Annotated in this window: 21 protein-coding genes, 1 tRNA gene and 1 pseudogene; 8 read left to right on the top strand and 15 right to left on the bottom strand. The window is 66.4% G+C overall.

Annotated features, from left to right (window positions below; genetic code table 11):
- The first annotated feature begins 109 nt into the window (after positions 1-109).
- Positions 110-1,165: an aldehyde reductase gene (locus HWX07_RS29455; RefSeq protein ID WP_175878663.1), complete on the top strand. Its 1,056-nt coding sequence runs from the start codon at positions 110-112 to the stop codon at positions 1,163-1,165.
- A gap of 144 nt (positions 1,166-1,309) precedes the next feature.
- On the opposite strand, the gene HWX07_RS29450 is transcribed toward HWX07_RS29455, so the two are convergent.
- The 4 genes from HWX07_RS29450 to HWX07_RS29435 form a co-directional block, all read right to left on the bottom strand.
- A complete protein-coding gene (locus HWX07_RS29450; RefSeq protein ID WP_175878662.1) occupies positions 1,310-2,686 on the bottom strand; it encodes an MFS transporter in 1,377 nt (458 codons plus the stop codon).
- A 303-nt stretch (positions 2,687-2,989) separates the two neighbouring features.
- Positions 2,990-3,331, bottom strand: a complete 342-nt coding sequence (locus tag HWX07_RS29445) for an NIPSNAP family protein (RefSeq protein ID WP_175878661.1) — start codon at positions 3,329-3,331, stop codon at positions 2,990-2,992.
- A 14-nt stretch (positions 3,332-3,345) separates the two neighbouring features.
- Positions 3,346-5,109 carry an FAD-dependent oxidoreductase gene (locus HWX07_RS29440; protein ID WP_175878660.1) on the bottom strand — a complete coding sequence of 588 codons (1,764 nt, stop codon included), beginning with the start codon at positions 5,107-5,109 and terminating at the stop codon, positions 3,346-3,348.
- Between the two features lie 82 nt (positions 5,110-5,191).
- Positions 5,192-6,025, bottom strand: coding sequence for an SDR family oxidoreductase (locus HWX07_RS29435; protein ID WP_124461610.1), 834 nt, complete (start codon positions 6,023-6,025; stop codon positions 5,192-5,194).
- 187 nt (positions 6,026-6,212) lie between these two features.
- Here HWX07_RS29435 and HWX07_RS29430 point away from each other — a divergent pair, with 187 nt between their 5' ends.
- Complete coding sequence (locus HWX07_RS29430) at positions 6,213-7,109, top strand: helix-turn-helix domain-containing protein (RefSeq protein WP_175878658.1); 897 nt, start codon at positions 6,213-6,215, stop codon at positions 7,107-7,109.
- 68 nt (positions 7,110-7,177) lie between these two features.
- Here HWX07_RS29430 and HWX07_RS29425 read toward each other — a convergent pair.
- The 7 genes from HWX07_RS29425 to fdnG all read right to left on the bottom strand — a co-directional run bounded on the left by HWX07_RS29425 (position 7,178) and on the right by fdnG (position 16,405).
- Positions 7,178-7,273: transfer RNA gene (locus HWX07_RS29425), tRNA-Sec, on the bottom strand.
- A gap of 31 nt (positions 7,274-7,304) precedes the next feature.
- Positions 7,305-9,230 carry a selenocysteine-specific translation elongation factor gene (selB, locus tag HWX07_RS29420; RefSeq protein ID WP_175878657.1) on the bottom strand — a complete coding sequence of 642 codons (1,926 nt, stop codon included), beginning with the start codon at positions 9,228-9,230 and terminating at the stop codon, positions 7,305-7,307.
- Positions 9,227-10,666, bottom strand: coding sequence for an L-seryl-tRNA(Sec) selenium transferase (selA, locus tag HWX07_RS29415; RefSeq protein WP_175878656.1), 1,440 nt, complete (start codon positions 10,664-10,666; stop codon positions 9,227-9,229). The genes selB and selA overlap by 4 nt, the downstream gene beginning before the upstream one ends.
- Before the next feature lie 73 nt (positions 10,667-10,739).
- On the bottom strand, positions 10,740-11,675 hold the full coding sequence (gene fdhE, locus HWX07_RS29410) for a formate dehydrogenase accessory protein FdhE (protein WP_175878655.1): 936 nt from the start codon (positions 11,673-11,675) through the stop codon (positions 10,740-10,742).
- A 110-nt stretch (positions 11,676-11,785) separates the two neighbouring features.
- Entirely contained in the window at positions 11,786-12,412 is a 627-nt protein-coding gene (locus HWX07_RS29405) for a formate dehydrogenase subunit gamma (protein ID WP_027805740.1), read from the bottom strand.
- Positions 12,409-13,323 carry a formate dehydrogenase subunit beta gene (fdxH, locus tag HWX07_RS29400; protein WP_124461540.1) on the bottom strand — a complete coding sequence of 305 codons (915 nt, stop codon included), beginning with the start codon at positions 13,321-13,323 and terminating at the stop codon, positions 12,409-12,411. The genes HWX07_RS29405 and fdxH overlap by 4 nt, the downstream gene beginning before the upstream one ends.
- Before the next feature lie 10 nt (positions 13,324-13,333).
- Positions 13,334-16,405, bottom strand: coding sequence for a formate dehydrogenase-N subunit alpha (gene fdnG, locus HWX07_RS29395; RefSeq protein WP_175878654.1), 3,072 nt, complete (start codon positions 16,403-16,405; stop codon positions 13,334-13,336).
- A gap of 142 nt (positions 16,406-16,547) precedes the next feature.
- Between fdnG and HWX07_RS29390 the strand changes: the two genes are divergently transcribed.
- The 3 genes from HWX07_RS29390 (at position 16,548) to HWX07_RS29380 (ending at position 19,931) form a co-directional block, all read left to right on the top strand.
- Positions 16,548-17,492, top strand: coding sequence for a YihY/virulence factor BrkB family protein (locus HWX07_RS29390; RefSeq protein ID WP_124461544.1), 945 nt, complete (start codon positions 16,548-16,550; stop codon positions 17,490-17,492).
- Between the two features lie 417 nt (positions 17,493-17,909).
- Positions 17,910-19,067, top strand: a complete 1,158-nt coding sequence (locus HWX07_RS29385; protein ID WP_069230901.1) for a porin — start codon at positions 17,910-17,912, stop codon at positions 19,065-19,067.
- A gap of 390 nt (positions 19,068-19,457) precedes the next feature.
- Positions 19,458-19,931: a VOC family protein gene (locus HWX07_RS29380; protein ID WP_124461546.1), complete on the top strand. Its 474-nt coding sequence runs from the start codon at positions 19,458-19,460 to the stop codon at positions 19,929-19,931.
- Between the two features lie 72 nt (positions 19,932-20,003).
- Here the strand turns inward: HWX07_RS29380 and HWX07_RS29375 are convergent.
- A pseudogene (locus HWX07_RS29375) lies at positions 20,004-20,788 on the bottom strand (aminoglycoside adenylyltransferase family protein).
- Positions 20,789-20,831: 43 nt separating this feature from the next.
- Here HWX07_RS29375 and HWX07_RS37065 point away from each other — a divergent pair.
- Entirely contained in the window at positions 20,832-21,134 is a 303-nt protein-coding gene (locus HWX07_RS37065; RefSeq protein WP_244130053.1) for a hypothetical protein, read from the top strand.
- Positions 21,135-21,216: 82 nt separating this feature from the next.
- Here HWX07_RS37065 and HWX07_RS29370 read toward each other — a convergent pair whose 3' ends face one another.
- On the bottom strand, positions 21,217-21,666 hold the full coding sequence (locus tag HWX07_RS29370; protein ID WP_011548077.1) for an HU family DNA-binding protein: 450 nt from the start codon (positions 21,664-21,666) through the stop codon (positions 21,217-21,219).
- Between the two features lie 268 nt (positions 21,667-21,934).
- On the opposite strand from HWX07_RS29370, the gene HWX07_RS29365 reads away from it, so the two are divergent.
- Entirely contained in the window at positions 21,935-23,053 is a 1,119-nt protein-coding gene (locus tag HWX07_RS29365) for an acyltransferase (protein ID WP_011548078.1), read from the top strand.
- Between the two features lie 372 nt (positions 23,054-23,425).
- Here HWX07_RS29365 and galU read toward each other — a convergent pair whose 3' ends face one another.
- Complete coding sequence (gene galU / locus HWX07_RS29360) at positions 23,426-24,313, bottom strand: UTP--glucose-1-phosphate uridylyltransferase GalU (RefSeq protein ID WP_006482949.1); 888 nt, start codon at positions 24,311-24,313, stop codon at positions 23,426-23,428.
- Positions 24,314-24,543: 230 nt separating this feature from the next.
- Positions 24,544-24,687 (bottom strand): hypothetical protein, encoded by a 144-nt coding sequence (locus tag HWX07_RS29355; RefSeq protein ID WP_006479318.1) that lies wholly within the window; start codon positions 24,685-24,687, stop codon positions 24,544-24,546.
- Between the two features lie 218 nt (positions 24,688-24,905).
- On the opposite strand from HWX07_RS29355, the gene HWX07_RS29350 reads away from it, so the two are divergent.
- On the top strand, positions 24,906-26,081 hold the full coding sequence (locus HWX07_RS29350; RefSeq protein WP_175878653.1) for an acyltransferase: 1,176 nt from the start codon (positions 24,906-24,908) through the stop codon (positions 26,079-26,081).
- The last annotated feature ends 53 nt before the right edge of the window (positions 26,082-26,134 follow it).

Here is a 26,134-nt window from a genome sequence, read left to right as displayed (position 1 = left end):
GTCGTCACTCATCATCGTACTGTCGCGCAAGTAAATCGCACTATGGAGCATTAACAAGCCGCGGGCCGGGTCTTAACCTTCCGGTTCTTCATCCCGGACAATCAACGACATGAACGGCAATACCAACGACGTATCGGTTCTCGTAACAGGCGGCACCGGCTTCATTGCACAACACTGCATCCTGGCGCTGCTGAATCGAGGCTACCAGGTACGAACCACCGTTCGCTCGCTCGCACGCGAGACGCAAGTGCGTGCCCAGCTCGAAAGAGGCGGTGCAGAACCCGGAGGCCGTCTGTCATTCGTCGAGGCGGATCTCCTCGCCGACGACGGCTGGCAACAGGCAACGGCCGGCTGCACTTACGTCGTGCATGGCGCGTCGCCCACGCCCACCGGCACGCAGACGAGTGAAGACGACTGGGTCAAGCCCGCCGTGGCAGGCACGCTGCGCGTGCTGCGTGCCGCGCGGGACGCCGGTGTCAAGCGCGTCGTGCTGACTTCCGCTTTCGGTGCGATCTGCGCCGGACACGGGCCAATGAGCCGCCCCTTCGACGAAACCGACTGGAGCAACCTGACGGCCGCCGATGTCTGGCCTTATCAGAAGTCGAAGACCTTGTCGGAGCGCGCGGCCTGGGATTTCGTCGCGCGGGAAGGACGCGGCATGCAACTGTCCGCGATCAATCCGGTGACGGTTGTCGGCCCCGTGCTCGGCGACGACTATTCGCACTCCATCCGCCTGATCAGGGGCATGCTGGACGGCCAGCCCGGCAATCCGCGAATCAATTCCGGCTTCGTCGACGTGCGCGATGTCGCCGACCTGCATGTGCGAGCCATGACCCACGAAGCCGCGAACGGCGAGCGCTTCATTGCCATTGCAGGCGAAAGCATGTGGCTCGCCGAAGTCGCGCAAGTGCTCAAGGCGCGCATGGGGGACGCCGCGCGCCACGTGTCCACCCGGGTGCTGCCCGACTGGCTGGTACGCATCGGCGCGCTCAGGGATCCCGCGCTGCGCGGATCGCTGCCGTTGCTCGGCCGCAATCTGAACGCCACCAGCCACAAGGCCATCAGCTTGCTCGGCTGGTCGCCCCGCCCGCGCGAGGACGCCATTGTCGCCACGGCCGAAAGCCTCGTGCGCCTCGGGCTGCTGCGCGATGCCGGCCGGCGATAGCACCCGCGCCGCCGGCCTTTCCGCCGCTGCCATTCTGGTCGGGCCTGACGATATGGGGCTCTGCGCCCCGAAAGCGCCGCAAGCACGCGGCCGAATGAACAACCGGGCCGGGCATCGCATACGCCCGGCCCGATCGCGGCGCCGTCAGTGCTGCTGGACCGCCGGCCCCGCGGCGCCCTCCGGCTCGGCCGAATCCGCGTGGCGACTGCCGATCAGATACACCGCACCGGCCGCCACGAGCGACGGCACCGCGAGCAGGCTGAAGACGTCGCCGAAATGCCATCCCCAGCCCATCAGCAGCGCGCCGAGGAACGCGCCGGCCACACCGCCGACCCGTCCGATGCCAAGCATCCAGGCAACGCCGGTGGCGCGGCAACGGGTCGGATACAGGCTCGCGGCGTAGGCCGACATCGACGTCACCGCGCCCGTCACGACGGTGCCGCACAGGAGCGTCAGCGTGCCGAGCCACGCGGCATGTCCGAGCGTGCGGCCCACCACGAGCACCAGCGCGGCCGCCACGACATAGGTGCAGACGATCGTCCGGTTCGCATTGAAGCGATCCATCAGCCAGCCCGCGCAGAGATTGCCCAGCACACCGCCGAGCGGGAACAGCGACGTCATCAGCGCACCACCCTCCGCGCCGAACCCTGCGTCGCGAAACAGCGTCGGCATCCAGTTGGTCAGCAGGTAGTAGATCAGGAGACCCATGAAATACGCAGCCCACAGCATCAGCGTGCGCGAACGGAACCGGCCCGACAGCACCAGCGCGAGCGCCGGCACACCGCCTCCGGTTTCCTTGCGGGCTTCGGCAGCCACGAACATGCAGTCGTCGAAACGCTCGCGCGGTGCGATCCGGGCGAGAATCCGCGCGATCCGGTCGTGCTTGCCCGCTCGCGCGGCGAGATACTGCGCGGACTCGGGCAGCCATGCGACGAGTGCCGCAGCCAGCACGATCGGCACCACCCCGCCCGCCGTCAGCACGCTTTGCCAGCCGAAGTGCGGAATCAGCCACGCCGACGCGATGCCGCCCACGGCAAGCCCGCCCGAGAAGCCGCAAAACATCGCATTGACCACCAGGCTGCGAATCCGTGCGGGCGCGTATTCGGACATCAGCGTCACGGCATTGGGCATCGCCGCGCCGAGCCCCAGGCCGGTCAGGAAGCGGAACGCCGTCAACTCGCCGACCGATTGTGCGTGCGCCGACACGATGCTCCATCCGCCGAAGCACGCCACCGACAACACGAGCACCGTCTTGCGGCCGAGCCGGTCGGCACACGGGCCGGCGGCGAGCGCACCGATGCCGAGGCCGGCCAGCGCCGCGCTCATCACCGGGCCGAGCGCGCTGCGCGCGATGCCCCAGTCGTGAATCAGCGCGGGTGCGATGAAGCCGATCGCGGCGGTGTCGTAGCCATCGGCGGCCACGACCAGAAAGCACAGGACCAGAATCAGCCACTGGCTGGGAGAAAAGCGCTCTGCATCGATGAACGACTGCACGTCGAGCGTCCGGGTCGGGGTTGTCATCATGTGTCTCCTGTATGCCGTGCGCGTCGCGGCGCTTGCGCGTCCGGCGCACGGCTGTCTCCATTGCTTGATTGTCGGTGTCCCGCTCGGGCGGACGGCGAATCCGCTGCGCCGTAGGCCAGCCAGCCACCATCGACGGCCAGCACCGTACCGGTGATGCAGCTCCCCGCGTCCGAGGCCAGGAATGCGCTCGCGCGCGATCTCGTCCGGATCGGCGAGGCGCCCGAGCGCCGCCCGATTCAACTGCCCGTCACGATTGCCACTTGTATAGCGACCCCATGATCTTCCGGCTTCATCGTGTGCTCAGCGCACCAGATACGCGAGGCTCGGAAAATCGACGCGACGGACGATGCGGCTTTCCTGCGCGATGATCAGATGGCCGGACGCCTGCAAATAGGCCGGCCATTCCGGGTCGGCATCCCGCGCGGTGCGCCGCGTGTCGTAGTCGGCAATGCTGTCGTAGCCCCACAAGTGCACGACCTGGTTCAGCGCCCCGATGTCGCTCGTATAGAACCCGACGGGCGGGCCGAGGTACTTCACCTGGATCGGCATTGCGTAGCGGTCGAAGATGTCGAGGAATTCGGCCATGCCGCGCGGACGGATCGTATAGATGCGGTGGTCGATGAAGGCTTTGGACGGATTCATGCCGTGCTCCGGATTCAGGCGATCGCGCGCGCGGCTGCGCGGCGCGTTGCGGCAGCGGCAGGCGCCGGATCGGCGAGCCCCGCGATGTGGCGCGCGCTCAGGTAGCCGAACGTCATGATCGGCCCGAGCGTGATGCCGGCGCCCGGGTAGTTCCCGCCCATGATGCTGGCCCGGTCGTTGCCGACCGCGTACAAGCCGGCCACCGGCCGGTCGTCGGTGGCGAGCACCTGGCCGTGCACGTTCGTGCGAATGCCGTCGAAGGTACCGAGATCGCCCATCAGGACTTTCAGCGCGTAGTACGGGCCCGCCCCGAGCGGCGCCACGCACGGGTTCGGGAGATGGGCCGGATCGCCGAGATAGCGGTTGAACGACGTGGTGCCGCGACCGAACTCGGGATCCTCGCCGTGCACGGCGCCTTCGTTGTAGCGCCGCACCGTTGCTTCCAGGTTCGCGGCGTCGATGCCCGCCTGCCGTGCGAGTTCCGCGAGCGTGGAGCCCTTGACGAGATAGCCGTTGCGCAGCAGCGGCCCGAGCGGCACCGGCGCGGGCTTCGCGAAGCCCAGCCCGTACTTGCGGATCGTCGCGTGATCGCAGACCAGCCACATCGCCGTTTCGGTGTCGCCGCTGCATGCGTCGACCATCGCCGCGCCGACGTCGTGGTACGAATTCGATTCGTTGGTAAACCGCTTGCCGTGGCGGGTGACGCCGATGACGCCCGGCTTGTAGCGATCGAGCAGATGCGGAAACACGCCAAACCGGCCGTCGCCGAGCGGCACGCGCGATACCGGCATCCACGCGGCCGGCTGCGGATAGCGGATCTCGACCCGGCCGCCGACGTGCTCGGCGAGCTTCGCGCCATCGCCGGTGTTGCCGGCAGGCACCGGCGACACATGCTCGCCGCCACGCGCGACATGCGGATACGCACGCGCAATGCGCGCGACATCGTGCGAGAAGCCGCCGCTTGCCAGCACCACCGCACGCCGCGCAGTGATGCGATACCTGGCGCCATCGCCTTCGACCGTTGCACCGACGACGCGCCCGTCGTTCACGACGAGCTCACGCGCCGCCGTGTCGGTGAAAATCGGAACGCCAAGATCCAGGGCGGACTTCGCGAGCCGCGCCGCGAGTGCGTTGCCGCTCGTGATCTGCACGCCGCGCCGATACAGCGCGAGATCCTTCAGGTGCGAAGCGAGCCGCTTCGTCACGTACCACGCCGATGTCAGCGACCGCGTCGCATTGAAGAAATGCTTGAGATCCGCGTTCGACGAATTGAACATCATCCCGATGAACGTGATGGTCTTCAGCGGCGGACGCAAGCGTTCGAGATCGCGGCCGAGCCCGCGCGCGTCGTAAGGCGCGGCCACCACCGAGCGGCCGATGTCGACACCGCCCGGCCGATCCGGATGATAGTCGGGATAGAGCGTCGGCACGAATTTCACTTCCGTTTCCCGCTCGAAGAATTCGAGCATCCGCGGACCGTGCTCGAGAAATGCCTCGATCGCCTCGTCGTCGTAGAACGCACCGGTTTCGCCGCGCAGATAGGTGCGCGCGGCTTCCCGCGCGTCGTGCACGCCGTTCGCCGCTGCATGAGGGTTGCCGGGAATCCACAGTACGCCGCCGGAAAAAGCCGTCGTGCCGCCAAAGCAGCTCTCCTTCTCGACGACGATCACGTCGAGTCCGGCCTTGCGTGCGGTGATCGCGGTGGACAGGCCGCCCGCTCCCGCTCCGATCACGAGCAGGTCGCACGTGACATCCTTCGAACGCCGCTGGTCGCTCATCGCGTTCTCCTCCAGTGATAGGGCTGCGCCGCGGCGTCGCTCGAGCGGCGACGGTTCGTGCGGCGCAAGCCGGGTCGTTGAATTATTTCGGGGCGGCGCCGGCTTCATAGCCCGGGCGCGGGACCAGATCCATCAGCATCGCGTCGAGGCCGCCGTCGACGACGAGCTCCGCACCGTTCACGTACGCCGCGCGCGGGCTCGCCAGAAACGCGACGACGTTCGCGATGTCGTCGGGACGGCCGATGCGTCGGCTGGCCGTCATCGCGCTGCGGCGCGCTTCGATGTCGCCGTTCGCGTAGAACGACTCGGACAACGGCGTGCGGATCATGCCCGGACACACGGTATTGCTGCGCACGCCGCGCGGCCCCCACTCGGCCGCCAGTTGCCGCGCCAGCATCGCGACGCCCGCCTTGCTGGCGCTGTAGGCGCCGCTGTGCGTCTGCGGATGACGCGCCGCGATGGACGCGACATGCACCAGCGAGCCCGAGCCGCGCGCGAGCATCGCGCGCCCGAATGCTTGCGAGCACAGCATGTAACCCGTCAGATTGACGCGCAGCATCGCGTTCCACGCATCGAGATCGATGGTCTCGATGCCGCCGGCGCGCAGCAAGCCGGCGTTGTTGACCAACACGTCCGCGGTGCCGAGATCGCGCTGCACGCGTTCGGCCGCCTGGGCGACGCTGGTCGGATCGCCGATGTCGCATGCAACCGCGACGACATCCGCGCCGCAGGCACGCAACTGCTCCGCCAGCGCGATCGTCTTGTCCGCATCGCGGTCGAGCAGCGCGACGCGTGCACCAGCCGCGACGAACGTCTGCGCAATCGACGCGCCAATGCCGCCCGCCGCCCCCGTCACGACACATGTCTTGCCGTTGAGCCGCAACCAGTCCGGTTGGTGTTCGTTTGCTTCGGAGATCATGTTAGTTATCCTTGATATATAGTCGCGCCCTGTTTCCATGAATGCCGAACCGACCGTTCGATCCCGGCCGCGGTGCGTAATGCGCACGTCGCGCCGTTGGGAAAAGTATAGAAGTGCCGCGCCGGCGAAAACTGGACAAACACCGCGAGCAGCAGGACAATTTGTACACAGGAGGCCAGTCGGCATGAGGAGAATCCCTAACTACGACCTGTACGGCGAATCGGCTCGCCCGCCTTGGTATGACGCATTCAACTTCGAATGGATACACGAGCGCAGCCGGCCCAACGACTGGCATATCGCTGCGCATCGCCACGATGCGCTCTTGCAGATTTTGTACATTCGCGGCGGAAGCGGACACGTCGTGATCGAGAGCGACAAGCTGCCGTTCGTGCCGCCCTGCCTCGTGCTGCTCCCCGCGCAAACCGTGCATGCGTTCGAGTTCTCGCCGCAGATCGACGGCCTCGTGATCACCGTCGCGCAACGGGCGCCTGATGCGTTGCTGAAGGCGGTCGCGCCCAACGTACTACCAGTGCTGCAACGCGCCGCGGTGATTCCGGTCAAGGGGCCGGACGCGAGCGTGTCGATGCTGATGCCGCTGTTCGCATTGCTCGAACAGGAGTTTCGCGGCACGTCGCGTGGCCGCGGCGCGGCGGGAATGGCGCTGCTCGTTGCGTTGCTCGTTCATATCGCGCGTTTGAGCGATCTCGCGGCGGCCCCGTCGCATACGGGCACCGATCGCCGCGGCACGCTGCTGCGGCGCTACCGCGAACTCATCGCCGCGCATTTTCGCGAACACCAGCCGGTGGCGTTCTACGCCGAACGGCTCGGCGTGACTGCCGCGAAGCTTGCGCGCGTGTGCCGTGAAGAACTCGGCATCTCGACCATGGCCGTCATCAACGAACACGTAATTCGCGAGGCGCAACGCGACCTCGTCTATTCGAACCTGAGCGTCAAGCAGATCGCGCACGAGACAGGCTTCGCCGACAGCGCGTACTTCAGCCGCTACTTCCGCAAGCAGACAGGGATGACGCCCGGCGAATTCCGCGAGTCCGCGCATCGCGACCTGATACGGGGGCCGTAACGAACGGCCGGCACTGCGCGACGGTGAACGTCGCGCGAACGCCGCCGGAATGCCCGGGAACCTTTGTGTGGCGGAAGGCAGCCAGAGTCGAACTGACCCGGGAGTGTCTGACACCCCCAACCGGGTTTGAAGCCCGGCCGTACCACCGGATACGAATGCCTTCCGCGGGAAAAGAAACCGAAGAACAACGAGCGCCTACGCCTGAATACCCGCCCAACCGCTGTCAGGCCGCAGGTAGTGAAGATCGCGGTGGAAGCGAGTATACCCAACCCGATCGAAGAACTCGAGAATCTGGATCGCGCGCTTGCGACCGAGCCCCGTCGCGTCGCGGAACGTCGCGGCATCGAGCCCGCCGCCGCGCGACGGCGCGAGATGCGCGACCAGTTCCGCCAGTTCGCGCGCGATGTCCGCGTGATAGAACAGGTCGCGCACGACCTGGTGCACGTCGCCGCGCCGCGCCAGCTTGCGCAGCAGCGTGCGCACCGCATCCTCGGCTGCGCCCGTATCGCGGGCCAGGTCGCGCACCCACGGCGGATCGAAGCGCCCCGCGTGGATCAGCGGCAGCAGTTGCCGCGCCAGCGCTTCCTCGCGCGGCTCGAGGCTCACCGAATGCGACGGCAGATGCAGCCACGGCCCGCTACGCGCGACTTCGCCGCTCGCCACCAGCGCATCGACGAGCGCGCGCCACAGCGTATCGCCGACGAGCGGCGCAGCCATCCGTCGCAGGCGTGCGGCGTCGAGCCCCTGCTCGTCGGGCATGCGTTCGTGGTACGCGCGCAGCGTGTCGACCGCCCGCGTCTGCAATGCCCGCCAGTGCGCATGCGAAATCACCGCGCCTTCGTTCGCCGCGGCATCGCGTTGCCCGATCGCCAGCGCATCGTCCGGCAACGCCAGCGCATCGGGTGCGAATCCCGTCAGATGCGTGAGCGTCGCGCGCGCCATGCCGAGCGGCGCCTGCGCGAGCAGCGCATCGAGGCGCCCTTCGTCGAGCCACGCCGCGAGCGCGTCGAGCCACGCGCGGCGCGCAGGCGTACGGCGCTTGCGGGCCGGCCCGAACGGATCAAGCACGCGGCCGCCGCCGACGGTGCGCGTCGCCTGCGGATTGCGGACGATGAAGCGGTCGCCCGGCAGCGCGAACACCGGCTCGTCGAATACCAGTTGCACGCGCATCCGCTGGCCGGCGGCGAGCGTGTCGCCGTCCAGCAACGCGACGTGGGCCACGCGATGCAGCGTGCCGAGATGCACGTGCAGCGGCGCCCAGTGCGTCAGCGTCAGCCCGGCGTCCGCGAGCAACGTCAGCTCGACGTCCAGGCGCGGCGATGTCGCGACGAGCCGCGCATCGGCGACGGTGTCGCCTCGCTCGACGTCGGCCTTGTCGACACCGGCCAGGTTCAGCGCGCAACGTTCGCCCGCGCGGCCGGCCTCGACCGGCCGGTTCTGCGCGTGGATGCTGCGCACGCGGGCCGCGCCGCCCGTGCGCACGATCGCGAGCGTGTCGCCGGTCGCGACGCGGCCCGCGAACGCGGTACCCGTCACGACGGTGCCCTGCCCGGCGAGCGTAAACACGCGATCGACCGCGAGCCGGAACAACCCGTCGTCGCGACGCGCGCGCCACGCGATCGCCGCGTCGGCCAGGTGCTGCTTCAACGCGGCGACGCCGGAATCGTCGGCCACCGTTGCACGTGTTTCGAAGATCGGCACGCCAGCCAGCGTCGAGTCGTGCAGCCAGACGGCGATCTCGTCGCGCACCTCGGCAACGCGTGCGGCATCGACGCGATCGCATTTCGTCAGCGCGACGGCGCCATGCGTGACGCCGAGCAGTTGCAGGATCGCGAGATGCTCGCGCGTCTGCGGCATCACGCCGTCGTCGGCGGCGATCACGAGCAGTGCGAAGTCGATGCCGCACGCGCCGGCGGCCATCGTATGAATCAGCTTCTCGTGGCCCGGCACGTCAATCAGGCCGAGCACGTCGCCGTTGCCGAGCGGCGTATAGGCATAGCCGAGTTCGATCGAAATGCCGCGCGCCTTCTCTTCCTTCAGGCGATCGGTGTCGACGCCCGTCAGCGCGCGCACGAGCGTGGTCTTGCCGTGGTCGATGTGCCCCGCGGTCCCGACGATCATGCAGCGGGCCCCGCGAGCGGCACGCATTGCGCGACGAACGCCGCTTCGTCGGCCGCTTCGAGGCAGCGCAGGTCCAGCCGCAGCGCGTTGTCGGCCACGCGGCCGATCACCGGGCGCGGCCATTCGCGCAGCCGTTTCTCGAGCTGCGCAAGCACTCGGCCGCTGCGCTTGCCGTCCGCCGAGCGCACCACGAGCCCCGCGCTCGCCAACTGATCGACCGGCAGCGCGCCGCTGCCGATCTGGCTGAACATCGGTTCGACCGTCACGTCGAAACCGCCGCCGAGCGCGGCCTGCAGCGCCGGACGCACGCGTTCGGCCGCTTCGGCGATCTCGCGCTGCGGGCGCGTCAGCAGGCGCAGCGTCGTGAGGCGCTCGCGCAGGAATTCGGGTGACTGGTACAGGCGCAGCACCGGTTCGAGCGCCGCGAGCGTCAGCTTGCCGACGCGCAGCGCGCGCTTGAGCGGATGCTTCTTGATCTTCGCGATGAGCGCGCGATCGCCGACGATCAAGCCGGCCTGCGGGCCGCCGAGCAGTTTGTCGCCGCTGAACGTGACAACGTTTGCGCCGGCGGCGACGGTTTCCTGCACGGTCGTCTCGTGCGGCAAGCCCCATTGCGTGAGATCGGCCAGCGTGCCGCTGCCGAGATCGACGGCCACCGGTACGCCGCGCTCGCGCGCGAGCGGCGCGAGTTCGGCGAGCGTCGCCTCCTTCGTGAAGCCGCTGATCGCGTAGTTGCTGCAGTGCACCTTCATCAGCAGCGCCGTGCGCGGGCCGATCGCGTCAGCGTAGTCGCGCAGATGCGTGCGGTTGGTCGTGCCGACCTCGCGCAGCTTCGCGCCGGCGCGGCTCATGATGTCGGGAATGCGGAATGCCCCGCCGATCTCGACCAGCTCACCGCGCGACACGACGACTTCCCGCTTCGTCGCGAGCGCCGACAGCGTCAGCAGCACGGCCGCCGCATTGTTGTTGACGACGGTCGCGGCTTCCGCGCCCGTCAGTTCGCACAGCAGAGCGTCGATCAGGTCATCGCGATCGCCGCGGCGGCCGGTAGCGAGATCGAACTCGAGGTTGACGGGCCGCGTGAGCACGTCGACCACCGCGCGCACCGCGTCGTCGGGCAGCAGCGCGCGCCCGAGGTTCGTGTGCAGCACGGTGCCGGTCAGGTTGAACACGGTGCGCACGGCGCCCGCACTCTGCACGGCCAGGATACGCGCGACGGCGGCGGCAATGCGCGGCTCGTCGAGCGGCTCGGCCGCCGCGGGATCGCGCTGCGCGGCCATGCGCCAGCGGTCCAGTTCGGCGCGTACGGCGTTCAGCACGCGCGTGCGGCCATAGTCGGCGACGAGCGGCTGCAGCGGCGCCGACGACAGCACGCGCTCGACCGACGGCACCCGCGCCAGCACGGCATTCAGTTCATTCACACCCGGTTCGGTCACGTCGTTGTGGCTCCAGTCTCATGCGTCGCAGTCGACCGGGACGGCGCTCGCGCACCGCCCCGGCCCCGTGCCGTCAGTCCGCTTCCCGCGACACGTCGGGCCACAGCAGCGGGTTCGGCGAACTGCGCTGGTAGCCGGCCTCGTTCATCAGCAGGTCGAGCGTGAGGCTCGCGAGATCGTCCGCCAGCGGCTCGAACTCGTAGTCCTTCTCCTGATAGCCGATCTTGCGATAGGTCTTGCACTCGTCGCACGATTCGGCCTTGACGGCTTCGCTGCCGCCTTCGATCCCGTGATACGCGATGCCCTTCGTGGAGTCGCAGTGCGAACACTTGGTGCGCACCATGTGCCATTCGGTCGTGCACAGCCCGCACTGCAGGAAACGGTAGCCCTGGTACTGACCGCCGACCCGCACGACACTCGCGACCGGATGCGTGCCGCACACCGGGCACAGCCCCGGCTGATCGAGATACGGGACATCGGTGGGCGTCACGCGGCTCGCGAGCTCCGTCCATACGACCTGCAGCGCGGCCATCAGGAACGGCGCGGTGGCCGGATCGACTTCGGCGAAGCGCAGCGCGAGGATCGCGTCGGCTTGCGCGTCGAGCTCGGCGGGCGCCATCAGGCGCAACCGGTCGAGCAGCTTCGCCAACTGCGGATTGACGAGCCCGGCGCTTTCGACACGGTCGAGCAGTTCATACAGCACGGCGCGCCAGCGCGAATCGCGTTCGCCGTCGAGCGCCGGCACGAGCGGCATCGAATGCTCCTGCGCGCGTGCGATCGCTTCCTTCGACGGCAGCGGCAGCTCCAGCGCCTGCAGCGTCGCGTGCTGCGCGTCGGCGACGGTGGCCATCAGCCGCAGGTAGCCGCTGATCGGGTTCAGGTCGGCCAGCTTGCGCAGCCGCGCGGCCCGCGCCGCGAACGCGGTCGCGCGCTCCGGCAGGCGAAAGCGCGGAATGGCCGAATGATCGAGCGCCGAGATCTCGGTCGGCTCCAGAATGCGTTGTGTCACGAAAATATCTTCCAAAAAAACAAGCGCCGACGAATCGGCGCCTCGGGCGATTCCTGCGGTCGGCGGAGCAGCACGCCGCAATCGGCGTACCGCCCCGCTCCTCCGCTGCGTTATTTCACGCTTTCACGGAACCACTTCGGGTGATGCTTGCGGGCCCAGCCCAGCGTGACGGTGCCGCGCACCATCGCACCGATCGAACCCTTCACCCACAACGCCGCGTAAATGTGCACGATGATGCTCGCGATCAGCACGAAGGCCGCCACGGCATGCACGACAGCGGCCGCGCGGATCACCCCGATCGGGAAGTAGAACGAGAAGTAGCGCCGCCAGATCACGATTCCCGACAGCAGGAGCAGCAGCAGGCACGCCACCAGCGTGAAGAATAGCAGCTTCTGTCCGGCGTTATAGCGCCCGACCGGCGGCAGCTTGTCTTCCTGGTTGGTCAGCACGTCGCCGATCTGCTTCAGCCATTGGCGATCATCCGCATCGAGCGCATTGTGGTGCCAGAAGCGCACCACGAGAATCGCGAACGACACGAACATCACGAGGCCGACGAACGGATGCAGGATCCGCGTCCACTGGCCGCCGCCGAACAGCGCGGTCAGCCAGAACATCGACGGATGGAACAGCGCGAGCCCGGACAACGCGAGCAGCACGAACGTGATCGCGGTGATCCAGTGGTTCGTGCGCTCGTTCGGCGTGTAGCGGACGATCAGGTTGGGGTCGTCGTGGTTCATTTCGCGTCCTCCTTGATGCGTCGTGCCTCGTCGCGGGCGGCCGATTCCTCTTCGTCGGTGACCTCGTTCGGACCGACGCGGACGTAGTGGAAGAAGCCGGCCAGCGCGGTCAGCGCGAGGCCCGCGACCGCGAGCGGTTTCGCGATACCCTTCCACAGCTTCACCATCGGGCTGATCGACGGGTTGTCGGGCAGCCCGTGGTACAGCGACGGTTTGTCCGCGTGGTGCAGCACGTACATCACGTGCGTGCCGCCGACGCCCTGCGGGTCGTACAACCCCGCGTGCTCGAAGCCGCGCTCCTTCAGGTCCTCGATCCGCTCGGCCGCGTGCTGCTTCATGTCCTCCTTGGTGCCGAACACGATCGCGCCCGTCGGGCAGGTCTTCACGCAGGCCGGTTCCTGGCCGACCGCGACGCGGTCGGAACAGAGCGTGCACTTGTACGCGCGATGATCCTTCTTCGAGATCCGCGGCACGTTGAACGGGCAACCGGTCACGCAGTAGCCGCAACCGATGCAGTTCTCCTCGTGGAAGTCGACGATCCCGTTGTTGTACTGCACGATCGCGCCCGGCGACGGGCACGCCTTCAGGCAGCCCGGATCCTCGCAGTGCATGCAGCCGTCCTTGCGGATCAGCCACTCGAGGTCGCCCGCCGGGTTCTCGTATTCGGAGAACCGCATGACCGTCCACGAATGCTCGGTCAGGTCGGCCGGGTTGTCGTACACGCCGACGTTGGTGCCGACTTCGTCGCGCAGGTCGTTCCACTCCATGCATGCCGTCTGGCACGCCTTGCAGCCGATGCACTTCGATACGTCGATCAGCTTCGCGACGCTCCCGGTCACCGGTTCGCGCACCGTGGGCGGTGGCGTCGTGGTGGCCGAGACCCGCTTGATATCCAGCGATTGCAATGCCATCTCTTCCCCCTTACGCCTTTTCGACCTTCACCAGGAACGACTTGAATTCCGGTGTATAGGAGTTGCCGTCACCCACGGACGGAGTCAGGGTATTGGCGAGATAGCCGGGCTTCGTCAGACCCTTGAAGCCCCAGTGCAACGGGACGCCGACCGTCTGGACCTTCTTGCCGTCGACCGTCAGCGGCTTGATCCGCTTCGTGACGAGGGCGACCGCGATGATGTAGCCGCGCTTGGACGACACCTTCACGCGCTCGCCATGCGCGACGCCGACTTCCTTCGCGAGGTCTTCGCCGATCTCGACGAATTGCTCGGGCTGGATGATCGCGTTCAGCCGCGCATGCTTGGTCCAGTAGTGGAAATGCTCGGTCAGCCGGTACGTGGTCGCCACGTGCGGGAAGTCCGCCACCTTGCCGAACGACGCACGGTCGTCCGGAAACACGCGGGCGGCCGGGTTGTTCAGCGCCAGCGGGTTGTTCGGATGCAGCGGGTTCGCGCCGAGCGGCGTCTCGAACGGCTCGTAGTGCTCGGGGAACGGACCTTCGTTCATCCCCGCGCGGGCGAAGAAGCGCGCGACGCCTTCCGGATTCATGATGAACGGCCCCATCCCGTTTTCGGGCGGTTCGTCCGCCTTGAAGTCCGGCACGTCGGCGCCCTTCCACGCGCTGCCGTTCCAGCCGATCAGCTTGCGGGTCGGGTCGAACGGCTTGCCGGCGACGTCGCACGACGCGCGGTTGTACAGGATGCGTCGGTTCGCCGGCCACGCCCACGCCCAGTTCAGCGTCTGGCCGATGCCGGTCGGGTCGGAGTTGTCGCGCCGCCCCATCTGGTTGCCGGCCTGGGTCCACGCGCCGCAGAAGATCCAGCAGCCGCTCGCGGTCGTGCCGTCGTCCTTCAGTTGCGCGAACGCGGCGAGCTGCTCGCCCTTCTTCACGAGCGTCTTCGCCGGGTCCTTCGGATCGGGCAGATCGGCGAGCGCTTTCCCGTTGAACTCCATCGCCAGTTCCTCGGGCGTCGGGCTCTCCGGGTTCGCGTACGGCCAGGTCAGGTTCACGATCGGGTCCGGATACTTGCCGCCGTCCTTCTGGTACAGCTTGCGCATGCGCAGGAACAGCCCCGACATGATCTCGAGGTCGCTCTTCGCTTCGCCCGGCGGCTCCGCGCCCTTCCAGTGCCACTGCAGCACGCGGCTCGAACTCACGAGCGAGCCGTTTTCCTCCGCGAAGCAGGTGGTCGGCAGACGGAACACCTCGGTCTGGATCTTCGACGCATCGACGTCGTTGTAGTCGCCGTGGTGCTTCCAGAACTCGGACGTCTCGGTCGCGAGCGGATCCATGATCACGAGCCATTTCAGTTTCGCGAGGCCCGCCGCCGTCTTCACCTTCGACGGCGCCGCCGCGAGCGGGTTGAAGCCCTGGCAGATGTAGCCGTTCATCTTGCCGGCATTCATCAGCTCGATCGCCTGCAGCAGGTCGTACTGCTTGTCCAGCTTCGGCAGGTAGTCGTACGCCCAGTTGTTCTCGGCGGTGGCCGCGTCGCCCCACCACGACTTCATGAAGCTGACGTGGAACGCCTTGTAGTTCTTCCAGTAACTGAGCTGGTTCGGCCGCAGCGGCTGCTGCGCGCGCTTCTTGATGTACGCGTCGAAATCCTGCTCGGCCTGCATCGGCAGCGTCATGTAGCCCGGCAGCAGGTTCGACATCAGCCCGAGGTCGGTCAGCCCCTGGATGTTCGAGTGGCCGCGCAGCGCGTTCATCCCGCCGCCGGCGATGCCGATGTTGCCGAGCAGCAGCTGCACCATCGCGCCGGTGCGGATGATCTGCGCGCCGATCGAGTGGTGCGTCCAGCCGAGCGCGTACAGCACCGTGCCGGCGCGGCCGGGCACGGCCGTGGTCGCGAGCATCTCGCACACCTTCAGGAATTTCTCCTTCGGCGTGCCGCAGACCTGCTGGACCATGTCGGCCGTATAGCGCGCGTAGTGCTGCTTCAGCAGGTTGTATACACAACGCGGATGCTGCAGCGTCGGATCGACCTTCGCGAAGCCGTCGTCGCCGCGCTCGTAGTCCCAGCTCGATTTGTCCGGGTACGCGTGCTTCTCCGCGTCGTAGCCGGAATAGATGCCGTCGTTGAACGCGAAATCCTCGCGCACGATGAACGAGAAGTCCGTGTAGTTCTTCACGTACTCATGCTGGATCTTGTCGTTCGTCAGCAGATAGTTGATGACGCCGCCCAGGAAGACGATGTCGGTGCCGGTGCGGATCGGCGCGTAGTAATCGGCCACCGAGGCCGTACGCGTGAAGCGCGGGTCGACGACGATCAGCCGCGCCTTGCGGTGCGCCTTCGCCTCCGTTACCCACTTGAAACCGCACGGATGGGCCTCGGCTGCATTGCCGCCCATCACGAGAATCACGTCCGCGTTCTTGATGTCGACCCAATGGTTCGTCATCGCTCCACGGCCAAACGTCGGGGCAAGACCTGCCACCGTCGGGCCATGTCAGACACGCGCCTGATTGTCGAATGCGAGCATCCCGAGACTGCGGATGGTCTTGTGCGTCAGGTAGCCGACCTCGTTACTGCCCGCCGACGCGGCCAGCATGCCGGTCGTGAGCCAGCGGTTGACCTTCGCGCCGTCTTCGGCCGTCTCGACGAAGTTCGCGTCGCGGTCGGCCTTCATCAGCTTCGCGATGCGGTCGAGCGCGTCGTTCCACGAGATGGGTTCCCACTTGTCCGAGCCGGGCGCACGATACTCGGGGTGCGTCAGGCGGTTCGGGCTGTGGATGAAATCGATCAGGCTCGCGCCCTTCGGGCACAGCGTGCCGCGATTGACCGGGTGGTCGGGATCGCCTTCGATATGGATGATGCTCGGCTGCGCATTCTTCGCGCCGTCTCCGAGGCTGTACATCAGGATGCCGCAACCCACTGAACAGTAAGGACAGGTGTTGCGCGTTTCGACGGTGCGCGCCAGTTTGTACTGTCGGACTTCGGCCAGCGCTTCGGATGGAGAAAAGCCCATCAGGGCAAGACTCGATCCGGCAAGCGACGTGGCCGTCACCTTCAGGAACTGGCGCCGGGACATTTGTAGCATGGCGGTCTCGGCGTTATTGTGGGGTGGGGTACGACTGAAAGGAATTATAGACAGTTCAGGCAACTCTGATCGAATCCTCGGATCAATACCGATTTGTCCGATTAACTGAGATGATCCGCGTTCCGCGCGCAACCGAACCGTCATGAAACGACAGATCACTTCCGAAGCCACCCGTCTCGCCCAGCAGCAGGCCAACTGGGCCCTCACCGCGTTCAAGCGCTTCTCGTCCGACCGCTGCTCCGCGATGGCCGCGGGCATCGCGTTTTTCTCCGCGTTCTCGCTCGCGCCGACCCTCGTGATGGTGATCGCGGTGGCCGGCTGGTTCTACGGCGACGACGCCGCGCGCGGCCAGGTGTTCGAACAGGCGCACCAGTTGATCGGCGACGACGCGGCGGCCAGCATCCAGACGATCGTGCAGAACGCGCACCGCGCCGGCGAGCGCGGCGGCCTCGCCACGCTGATCTCGTTCGCCGCGCTCGCGATCGGCGCGTCGGCCACGTTCGCGTCGCTCAGCGCGGCGCTCAGCGTGATCTGGCCGGCCACCGAAAGCCGCTGGTCGAGCATGCTCGGGCTGGTGCGGGTACGGCTGATTTCGTTCGGGCTCGTGCTGGGCGTGGCATTCCTGCTGATCGTGTCGCTCGTGCTCGACACCGCGATCACCTTCATCGGCACCTGGCTGCTGGGCGATTCGCCATACGTGGTCGTCACGAACCTCGTGCAGTTCTTCGTCGGCATCGCGGTGCTCGCGGCCGCATTCGCGTCGTTGATGAAATTCCTGCCCGATGCGCGCGTCGCGTGGCGCGACGCCGCGATCGGCGGCATCGTGTCCGCGATCCTGTTCTCCGGCGGCAAGAAGCTGTTCGCGCTGTATCTCGCGCATGCGGGCACCGCGAGTGCGTTCGGCGCGGCCGGATCGTTCGCGGTCCTGCTGATGTGGCTGTACTTCTCCGCGATCGTGCTGCTGCTCGGCGCGGAGTTCGCGGCGGCCCGCGGCAACGCGCATCGGCCGGCCGAGCATGCGGCGTCGGCCGCGCCCGCTCAAGCCGCTCGACCCGGTCAAGCCGACGATCGTCCGCGCGACGACTGATTGCGCCGCCCCTGAAACAGGCCGTGCATCGATCTCGCGCGCCCAGGCACACCCTCCCGCTTCCTTGCAACCCCGGTGTCCGCCGCGCACTCAGGCGGCGTCGACACTTTCTTTACACGTCGGCGCGCGCACACCTGCAACCGCAAACGTTTGCACACCCTCTTTTCCTTGCCGCAATGGGCCAAAACAGGGGTTGTGCTGCCATGCACATCAACTATTGAAACAATCGCAGCGCAGCAATTGTCAACTATTTCATAAACAGGAACAGTCTCTGATGTGCTTGATATATATAGACTTTTTCCTGCTGTTACCTTTTCGAGACACTTTATTTTTTAAGCTTTCTTGCGTGTATGGCACTGAGCTATTCTCCAATCCGCAACAAATAACGATGAATCACTTGCGTGGAGAAACTCAACGATGAAGAAACTTGCTCTCTCGACCCTCTCGCTCGCCCTGCTGGGCGCGGCCGGTGCTGCTCAAGCTCAGTCGAGCGTCACGCTGTACGGCGTGATCGACACGTCGATCACCTATGTTCACGGTAACGATGGTCAAGGTAACAATTCGTGGTCGATGGGTAGCGGCAACCTGCAAGGCAGCCGCTTCGGCCTGAAGGGTTCGGAAGACCTCGGTGGCGGCCTGAAGGCGATCTTCCAGTTGGAAAACGGCTTCAACTCGGCATCGGGCGCACTGGGCCAGGGTGGCCGCATGTTCGGTCGTCAAGCCTTCGTCGGTCTGCAAAGCGACCAGTACGGTACGCTGACGCTGGGTCGCCAGTACGACCCGCTGGTCGACCTGGTCCAGGCAGTCACGGCTGACAACTACTTCGGCAGCGTGTTCGCCACGCCGGGTGACGTCGACAACAACGACAACAGCCTGCGCGTCAGCAACGCGATCAAGTACACGTCGCCGGTCTGGGCAGGCCTGCAAGTCGAAGCGATGTACGCACTCGGCGGCGTCGCCGGCTCGACCGGCAAGGGTCAGACGTGGGCCGCAGCTGCAGCCTACAACAACGGCCCGGTCGGCCTGGCTGCAGGTTACTTCCACGCGAACAACTCGGCTCCGCTGAGCGCCGCTGGCGTGCGCACCGGCTGGGCCGGCACGTCGGACGCGATCTTCGACGGTTCGGGTAACTTCATCAACAACGCGTACACGTCGGCATCGTCGATCGGTATCGCGCAAGTCGCTGGCCAGTACGCATTCGGCCCGGTGACGTTCGGCCTCGGCTACAGCAACGCGCAGTACAAGGCGGATGCGAACTCGGGCTTCGGCACGAACCAGAAGTACAACACGGGCCGCGCATTCGTCACGTACCAGGCATCGGCACCGCTGCTGCTGGGCGTCGGCTACATCTACACGAAGGGTAGCGGCCAGACGGACGCCAAGTACCACCAGGTTTCGCTCGGCGCGGACTACTCGCTGTCGAAGCGTACGGACATCTACCTGGTTGGCGCGTACCAGCACGCAAGCGGCAAGAACGCCGACGGTACCGATGCGCAAGCGTCGGTCGGCTCGTACGGCATCGCCGGCAAGAGCTCGCAGGAAATCGTCGCACTCGGCCTGCGTCACAAGTTCTAAAAACGAAGTATCCGGCGTGCATGGCGTCTCCGACGCCTTGCCGCCGACCTGGAAAGCCAGCCCCGGTTTCGGCCGCGGCTGGCTTTTTTTCGTCCGCGCCCGGTGGCGGCCGGCATCGCCTGCAGGGCCGCCGCGCCCGAGCCGACACTCCGACATGGGTGGGCGGGCCCGCAGCGGCGCCTGGCGGCTGCAAGGTGCCCGCGACACCGTTTCCGATGCCCGGAGAGGTCGCCGTTTCCCGGCAGGACGACTACCATCCGCACAGCCGGCACAGCCGGCTCAACCGAGGCGGGATTTGTTCGCACCGTGTGTCGATTTCGACAGGCGTCGTCCGTCGTATCGATGGCGGCACATGGTTTGCCCCGGACCCATACAGACAGGAGACTCGTCATGACGATTCAGAAGATCACGCCTTTTCTCTGGTATTCGACGGAAGCCGAGGAAGCAGCAGCCTTCTATGCCGGCATCTTTCCGGATTCGCGCATCGTGCGCGTCACGGCGGTGCCCGGCACCGACAGCACGCGGATGGTCGAATTCGAGCTGTTCGGGCAGCCGTTCCTGGCGATGAGTCATCCGCGCACGGAAGCGTTCAACCACGCGATCTCGCTGCTCGTCAGTTGCGCGGACCAGGCGGAACTCGACCGCTACTGGAGCGCCCTGCTCGACAACGGCGGCACGGCCGACGGCTGCGGCTGGCTGCGGGATCGTTATGGCGTGTCATGGCAGATCGTGCCGGAGGCGCTCATTCCGATGATGGCCGACCGCGACGCGGTCAAGGCGGGCCGCGTGGCCGCCGCGATGATGCAGATGACCAAGTTCGACGACGCCGCGCTGAAGGCCGCCTTTGCGGGCACCGCGGGCTGACGACAGGCGTCCGGCTGCACATGCGTGATGCCGCGCCGGATCGCCTGCATGCATCCGGCTCAAACGCGTTCGCTATCCGTGGCAGGCGGGCCGTAAGCCGTTAACGTGCTTCGTCGGCCGCTGCTGCCACGCCGATAGCATCGGCTCGATCCTGCGCCGCGCGTAGCCGATGAATTCGGCCAGCGGCTCGCCCGAAGCGATCGCCGCGCCCGCTTCGCCATCGAGACAGGCAGCACGCGCGGCCGCTACGACCGGCCGGTGCGCGTCCGGCAAGCGCGCCAGCATCCACGTTGCGGCGACGTCCTTCGGTGCGATCCTGCCGGTCGCGACGCTGTACCGGACGTGTGCGAGCACGAGCACGATGTTGCACTCGTCGCCGCGCCAGTCCGGTTCGGCGTCCCACTGCGCGACGGTCGCGAGCAGCGCGGCGACGAAGTTGCGTGCGGGCACCAGCTCGAACAGCACGTCAGCGGGCGAACCGATCAGCACAATACTTGCTGGCGCGCCTTCGTCAACAGGATAGCCAGATCGTGATCGACCAGCGGCGGCTCGACGATGCCGGCCTCCCGATCGCCGCGCCGCCACTCGCCGAACTGCAACTCGCGTCGCGCGGGATGACACCACCGCACCACATCGCCGTGCGCGATGACGGTGACCTCCAGCGCACGCATGTCGCCACTGCAACCGAGCGGCGCCGACACACCGAGCAGGTCCGACATCAGCGCGCGCCGCACCGCTTCGTCCGGGCGCACCGCGCCGTCACCCACAACGATGTCGCTGCGCGGTTTCAGGCCGCCGTCGAGCGCCGATCCGAACAGGTGGATCACTCGCGGCGTCGCGCCGAGATGCCGTTCGATCGCGACGCGTGCGGCGGCGAGCTATGCGGAGATCTCATTCGGAATGAAGTCGGTCGCGACGGCAAACCTGGCGAGACGCGCCCAACGGAACGCGAAGAAACGACACCCGGGCAGCGCCACTGCGAGCGTGGACTTCCCCGATCCCGATTCGCCGAGGATGCTCGCCGAGGATGCCGAGCGTTTCGCCCTGCCGCATCGATACCGGCACGCGTTGCGCGAACGAAGCTCGCCGCTCGGCGATCGGAACGCAGATGCACGACATACGATCCGCCGCGCGTCATGCGTCGGACAACCTGTGATCGCCATGCCGACTGTTCGCCCCCGCGCGCTTTGCGCGACGCAATAAAAATCCCCGCACGCTTTCGCGTACGGGGATCTCGGGACATCGCAACGGCTGCCGACATGCATTCGGCAGTCGTTGCGCGGCATTACGCCGCCGCGTCCTTCAGCTTCTTCAGCGCACGTGCCTTCACGCGCACGCTGGCCGGCTTCGCCGGGAACCAACGCTCTTCGCCCGTGAACGGATCCTTGCCGAAGCGCTTCTTCTTCGCCGGCACGACTTGCGCCGTGATCTTCAGCAGACCCGGCAGCGTGAACTCGCCTGCGCCCTTCTTGTGAACCGAGCCCAGCACGACGTTCTCGAGTGCGACGAGCACTGCCTTGACCGCCTTCACTTCGACAGCTGCGCGCTCAGCGATGTGCGTTGCGAGCGATGCCTTCGTGAACTTGTCCTTCAGCGGCGTCGGAGCAGCCGGTGCTGCCTTCGCGACAGCCTTCTTGGCCACTACTTTCTTCGCGGGCGCAGCCTTTTTGGCAGCCACTTTCTTGGTCGCCGGTGCGGCAGCCTTCTTGGCCACCTTTTTTGCGGAAGTCGCCATGTTTCTCCTACCAGGTGTGGTCGTTGGATACACGAAGCGTGCAACGCGCGCGCTTCAACGCCGGATTCTACAAGCGCCTTGACGCTTCGTGCAGTACTTTTATGCGTTTTCGCGGGGTTTCCCGCAGGTTTTGTTGCGCGCGACCGACTTCATCGACGCTTGAGCATGAAAAAAACACCTTCACGTATGGGCTCAAACGAACCCGAACGCGAATTACGTTCGATATTTGCGCACCTATACTGGGCACGCTCAATGCCCGGATGCCTCCATGCGCGAAGTCAGATACGTCAAAGGACTCGACGGCCTGCGAGCCCTCGCCGTCATCCTCGTTTTCCTGTCCCACAAGGGCCATGTCCTTGCCGTCGACGTCGGCAAGCTCGGCGTGTGGACGTTTTTCCTCATCAGCGGATTCCTGATCGTCGGCGAGTTGCATCGCAACCGTCAGGCGGTCGAGCGCGGCACCATGACGCGCCGTCACGCACTCGCGCTGTTCCTCGCGAAGCGCGCGCTGCGGATCTTTCCCGTGTATTACCTGCTGCTCGCCGCGCTCGCGATCGCACACGCGCTGTTCTACCAGCGCGGCGTCAATCTCGGGCTCGCATGGCACGCGGCGTTCCTGTCGAATTACTGGATCGGCGTCGTCAAGGACGGCTGGCCCGGCTCCACGTCGCACTTCTGGAGCCTCGCCGTTGAACAGCAGTTCTATCTGATCGCACCGCTCGCGCTGCTCACGGTGCCCGCCGCGCGACACGTCGCGCTCGGCGTCGCGGCCGTCGTGCTGTGCGCGATCGCGCATCTCGCGCTCTACCTGTCGGACGCGTCGCCGGTGCTGATCTACGCGTTTTCCCCGTGGAATTTCGCGCTGATCGCGCTCGGCGGCGTCGGCGCGATGGCGCTTGCCGATCGCGGCGCGACGGCCGCGCGCCGCGTGCCGCCCGGCTGGCTCGGCGCGGCAGGCGTCGTGTTCTTCCTCGTGCTGCCGGCGTTCACGGCGCTACCCGATGCGGTCGCGGGGCTCGCGGATCTCGGCCTGTCGGCGTCGCTCGCCGCGCTGATGCTGTGGATCGTCAGCGCGCCCGAGCATCCCGTCGTCGCGCTGCTCGACTGGGCGCCGCTCGCCTATCTCGGCACGATCAGCTACGGCTTCTACCTGTTCCACAACCTAATTCCGGCGCGCTTCGGCGCACTGCCCGCATCCTTCGCGCACGTGCCGATGCCGGAGATCGTCCGCGACGCGCTGCCGGAAATGCTGCAATTCGCGCTCGCCGTGCTGCTCGCGCACCTGTCCTGGCGTTATCTCGAAAAGCGGCTGCTCGACTTCAAGAAGCCGATCGCCGCGCTGCTGGCCCGGCACTTCGCCACGCAGCCGAGCGCGTCGCCGCGCTGAGCGGCACGCGGAAGCGGCGTACGGCGCAAGCCGAACGGGAACGCTTCGATACCGGTGACACCCGACGGTCGGCTGCATGGCAGCCGACGCCGCGTCGCCGCGCGACACCCACGCGCGTGTCGCGCATGTCGCGCAACCCCTCCACCGATCCGGTCACGCGGCGCATGCTTCGGCACCGGTTTCACGCGCGACGCGGGGCCTCATCGGTACGCGTCACGCATCGCGGGACACCGCCTGCCGCACGTTCGCGGCACGACACCGAGACGTCGCGCGCCCTGCTCGGGCGCCCGCAAAAACAAAAAAGCCCCGGCGCGCGAGCGGCCGGGGCCAACGGAACAACCACCACCTGAAACGACGGAGCGCGCGGCCGCTTTAAGCGACGGCAGCCAGCGCGGGCAAGCAGGTACGCAGATACGCCTCGAATTCGCGGCTCACTTCCGGATGCTGGAGCGCGAGCTCGACGGTGGCCTTCAGATAGCCGAGCTTGCTGCCGCAGTCGAAACGCGTGCCGTAGTAGCGATACGCGAGCACCTGTTCGTTCGCGAGCAGCGACTGGACGGCATCCGTGAGCTGCAGTTCGCCGCCCGCGCCCGGCTTGAGCTTGCGCAGGTGATCGAAGATCGTCGGCATGAACACGTAGCGGCCGACCACGCCGAGATTCGACGGCGCATCCTCCGGCGCCGGCTTCTCGATGATGCCCGACAGCTTGATGATGTCCTCTTCCCACTCCCGGCCTTCGACGACGCCGTACGAGCGGCTGTCCTCGCGCGGGATCGTCTCGACCCCGATCACCGAGCTGTGATAGTGGTCGAACACGTCGACGAGCTGCTTGAGCACCGGCTGTTCGCCATGCAGCAGGTCGTCGGCGAGGATCACCGCGAACGGCTCGCCGTGCACGAGCTTCTCCGCGCACAGCACCGCGTGGCCGAGGCCGAGCGCTTCCGGCTGGCGCACGTAGAAGCAGTTGACGTGGCTCGGCTTGATGCCGCGCACGAGCTCGAGCAGCTTTTCCTTGCCGCGCGCCTCGAGCTCGGCCTCGATCTCGTACGACTTGTCGAAATGATCCTCGATCGCGCGCTTGCTGCGCCCGGTGACGAAGATCATCTCGGTGATACCGGCGTTGATCGCTTCCTCGACCGCGTACTGGATCAGCGGCTTGTCGACGACGGGCAACATTTCCTTCGGGCTCGCCTTCGTTGCCGGGAGGAACCGCGTGCCGAGACCGGCAACGGGGAACACGGCCTTGGTGACTTTCAACATGTTCGCATCCTGATAGCGTTGACTGCGCCGCGTCGACCCGCGACCCGGCGCGATTGTGTTCCGAACGGCATATCGAGAATCGACGGTACTGCCAATTCCGCTCCGCTCATTTTCGATATGAACTGATTGCCCAATTATTCCGGAAAAAATATAATCGTTTCAATCCGGTCGATATTGCCGAACCGATTGCCGAAGCAGAAACAAATTACCGATTTTCCAGATACAAATTCTTACGATTCGAATTCCTCGATATAGGGCACGCCGCCCCGCTCGAGGCCCGGGCGGATCGGTTCGTTCTTCAGCGCCTCGCGGTACGCCGACAGAACGGCCATGACCAGCAGTACTGCTGCGCTCGCGATCCAATGCATGTCCATCTTGCCGCTCCTTGCATCAATCAACTGGAGCTTTCAAACTATCATAAAAAAATCGGCAAATAATTCGCGCCCCTCGACGAACCGCTTTCGGGCCGGGATAAATCCATGATGTGGAATACCAATATTTCCGGGCGAGATTTTTTTATTCATTGACCGAATTCTTGCGCATTACGATTGGATGAAACTTCCCGTCCATCCGTCGCAAGGAATCGAATCGCATGCAAGCTTTCAGCGGATCGTCTCTGGCCGCGCCGCCCGTCGCCGATCACAAGGAACACGTGATCGACGCGATGCGCGGCTTCGCGGCGCTGCTCGTCGCCTATTTCCACTGCCGCCAGGTCGTCTGGGTCGGCATGCAGAGCTTCCATCATGCTTACGGTCATGCACTCAGCCCGGGCGTGATCGCCGGCTACCTGACCTTCCCGTTCGCGTGGGGCTCCGCCGGCGTCCCGATCTTCTTCGTGATCAGCGGCTACTGCATCCACCGCAACGCGGCGCTCAAGCTCGCGGCCAACCCCGCTTACCGGCTCGACGCGCCGAACTTCTGGGTGCGCCGCTTCGCGCGCATCTACCCGGTGCTGCTGGCCGCACTGCTGTTCACGCTCGCGCTCGACGCGGTCAGCCTGCAGATCGAGCCCGTCAGCCACAAGATCCGCGACGTCGGCCTGGTCGCGTTCCTCGTGAACTTGTTCTCGCTGCAGGGCGTCGACGGCTACACGTACGGGTCGAACGGCGCGCTGTGGACGCTGTCGCTCGAAGTGCAGTTCTACGTGGTCTACCCGCTGCTGTTCGCACTGCGCCGGCGCATCGGCATGCCGGCCGTCGTGGCCGCGGTCGCGCTCGTCAACGTCGCGTCGGCGTGGCTGCTCGAACGGCACGACCTGCAATTCTTCACGTCGTACTGGCTGTCCTGGACGATCGGCGCATGGATCGCCGACGTGCGCGCGCAGCAGTCACGCGGCACGGCCGTCGTGCCGTCGCGCGCGTGGTACGTCGCGGCCGCCGTGCTGCTGGCCGCCGGCTGCGGCGCGTTCCATGTCGGCCAGTACGGCGCATTCCAGCTGTGGTCGGCGGGCTTCGCGTGCTTCCTGTACCGCGCGCTCGCCCGCCCGCCGCGCCCGACACCGCCGCTGCGCGTGCTGAGCTGGTTCGGCGACTTCAGCTACTCGCTGTACCTGATCCACCTGCCGCTGTTCGTCTGCCTCGGCTCGGTGCTGTTCCACTCCGAACTGCAGCTGTCGATCTGGCCGTCGTTCGCGTTCATGGCCGTCGCGATTCCGGTCGCGTACCTGTTCTACCGGATGTTCGAACGACCGGCGATGATGTGGTCGGCCAGCTTCAAGCCGAACCGCGCCGCCCGTGTCGTCGCGTCAACGCCGGAACAGGCCGTCTGACACACGCCGGCCGGCCCGTCCGGTCTCGAAGCCCTCGCGCGGCGTCTCGCTGC

This window comes from Burkholderia sp. BCC0097, from assembly GCF_902832985.1.
GTDB classification, from domain to species: Bacteria; Pseudomonadota; Gammaproteobacteria; order Burkholderiales; family Burkholderiaceae; genus Burkholderia; species Burkholderia orbicola.
This window is presented reverse-complemented; position numbering and strand designations above follow the sequence as displayed.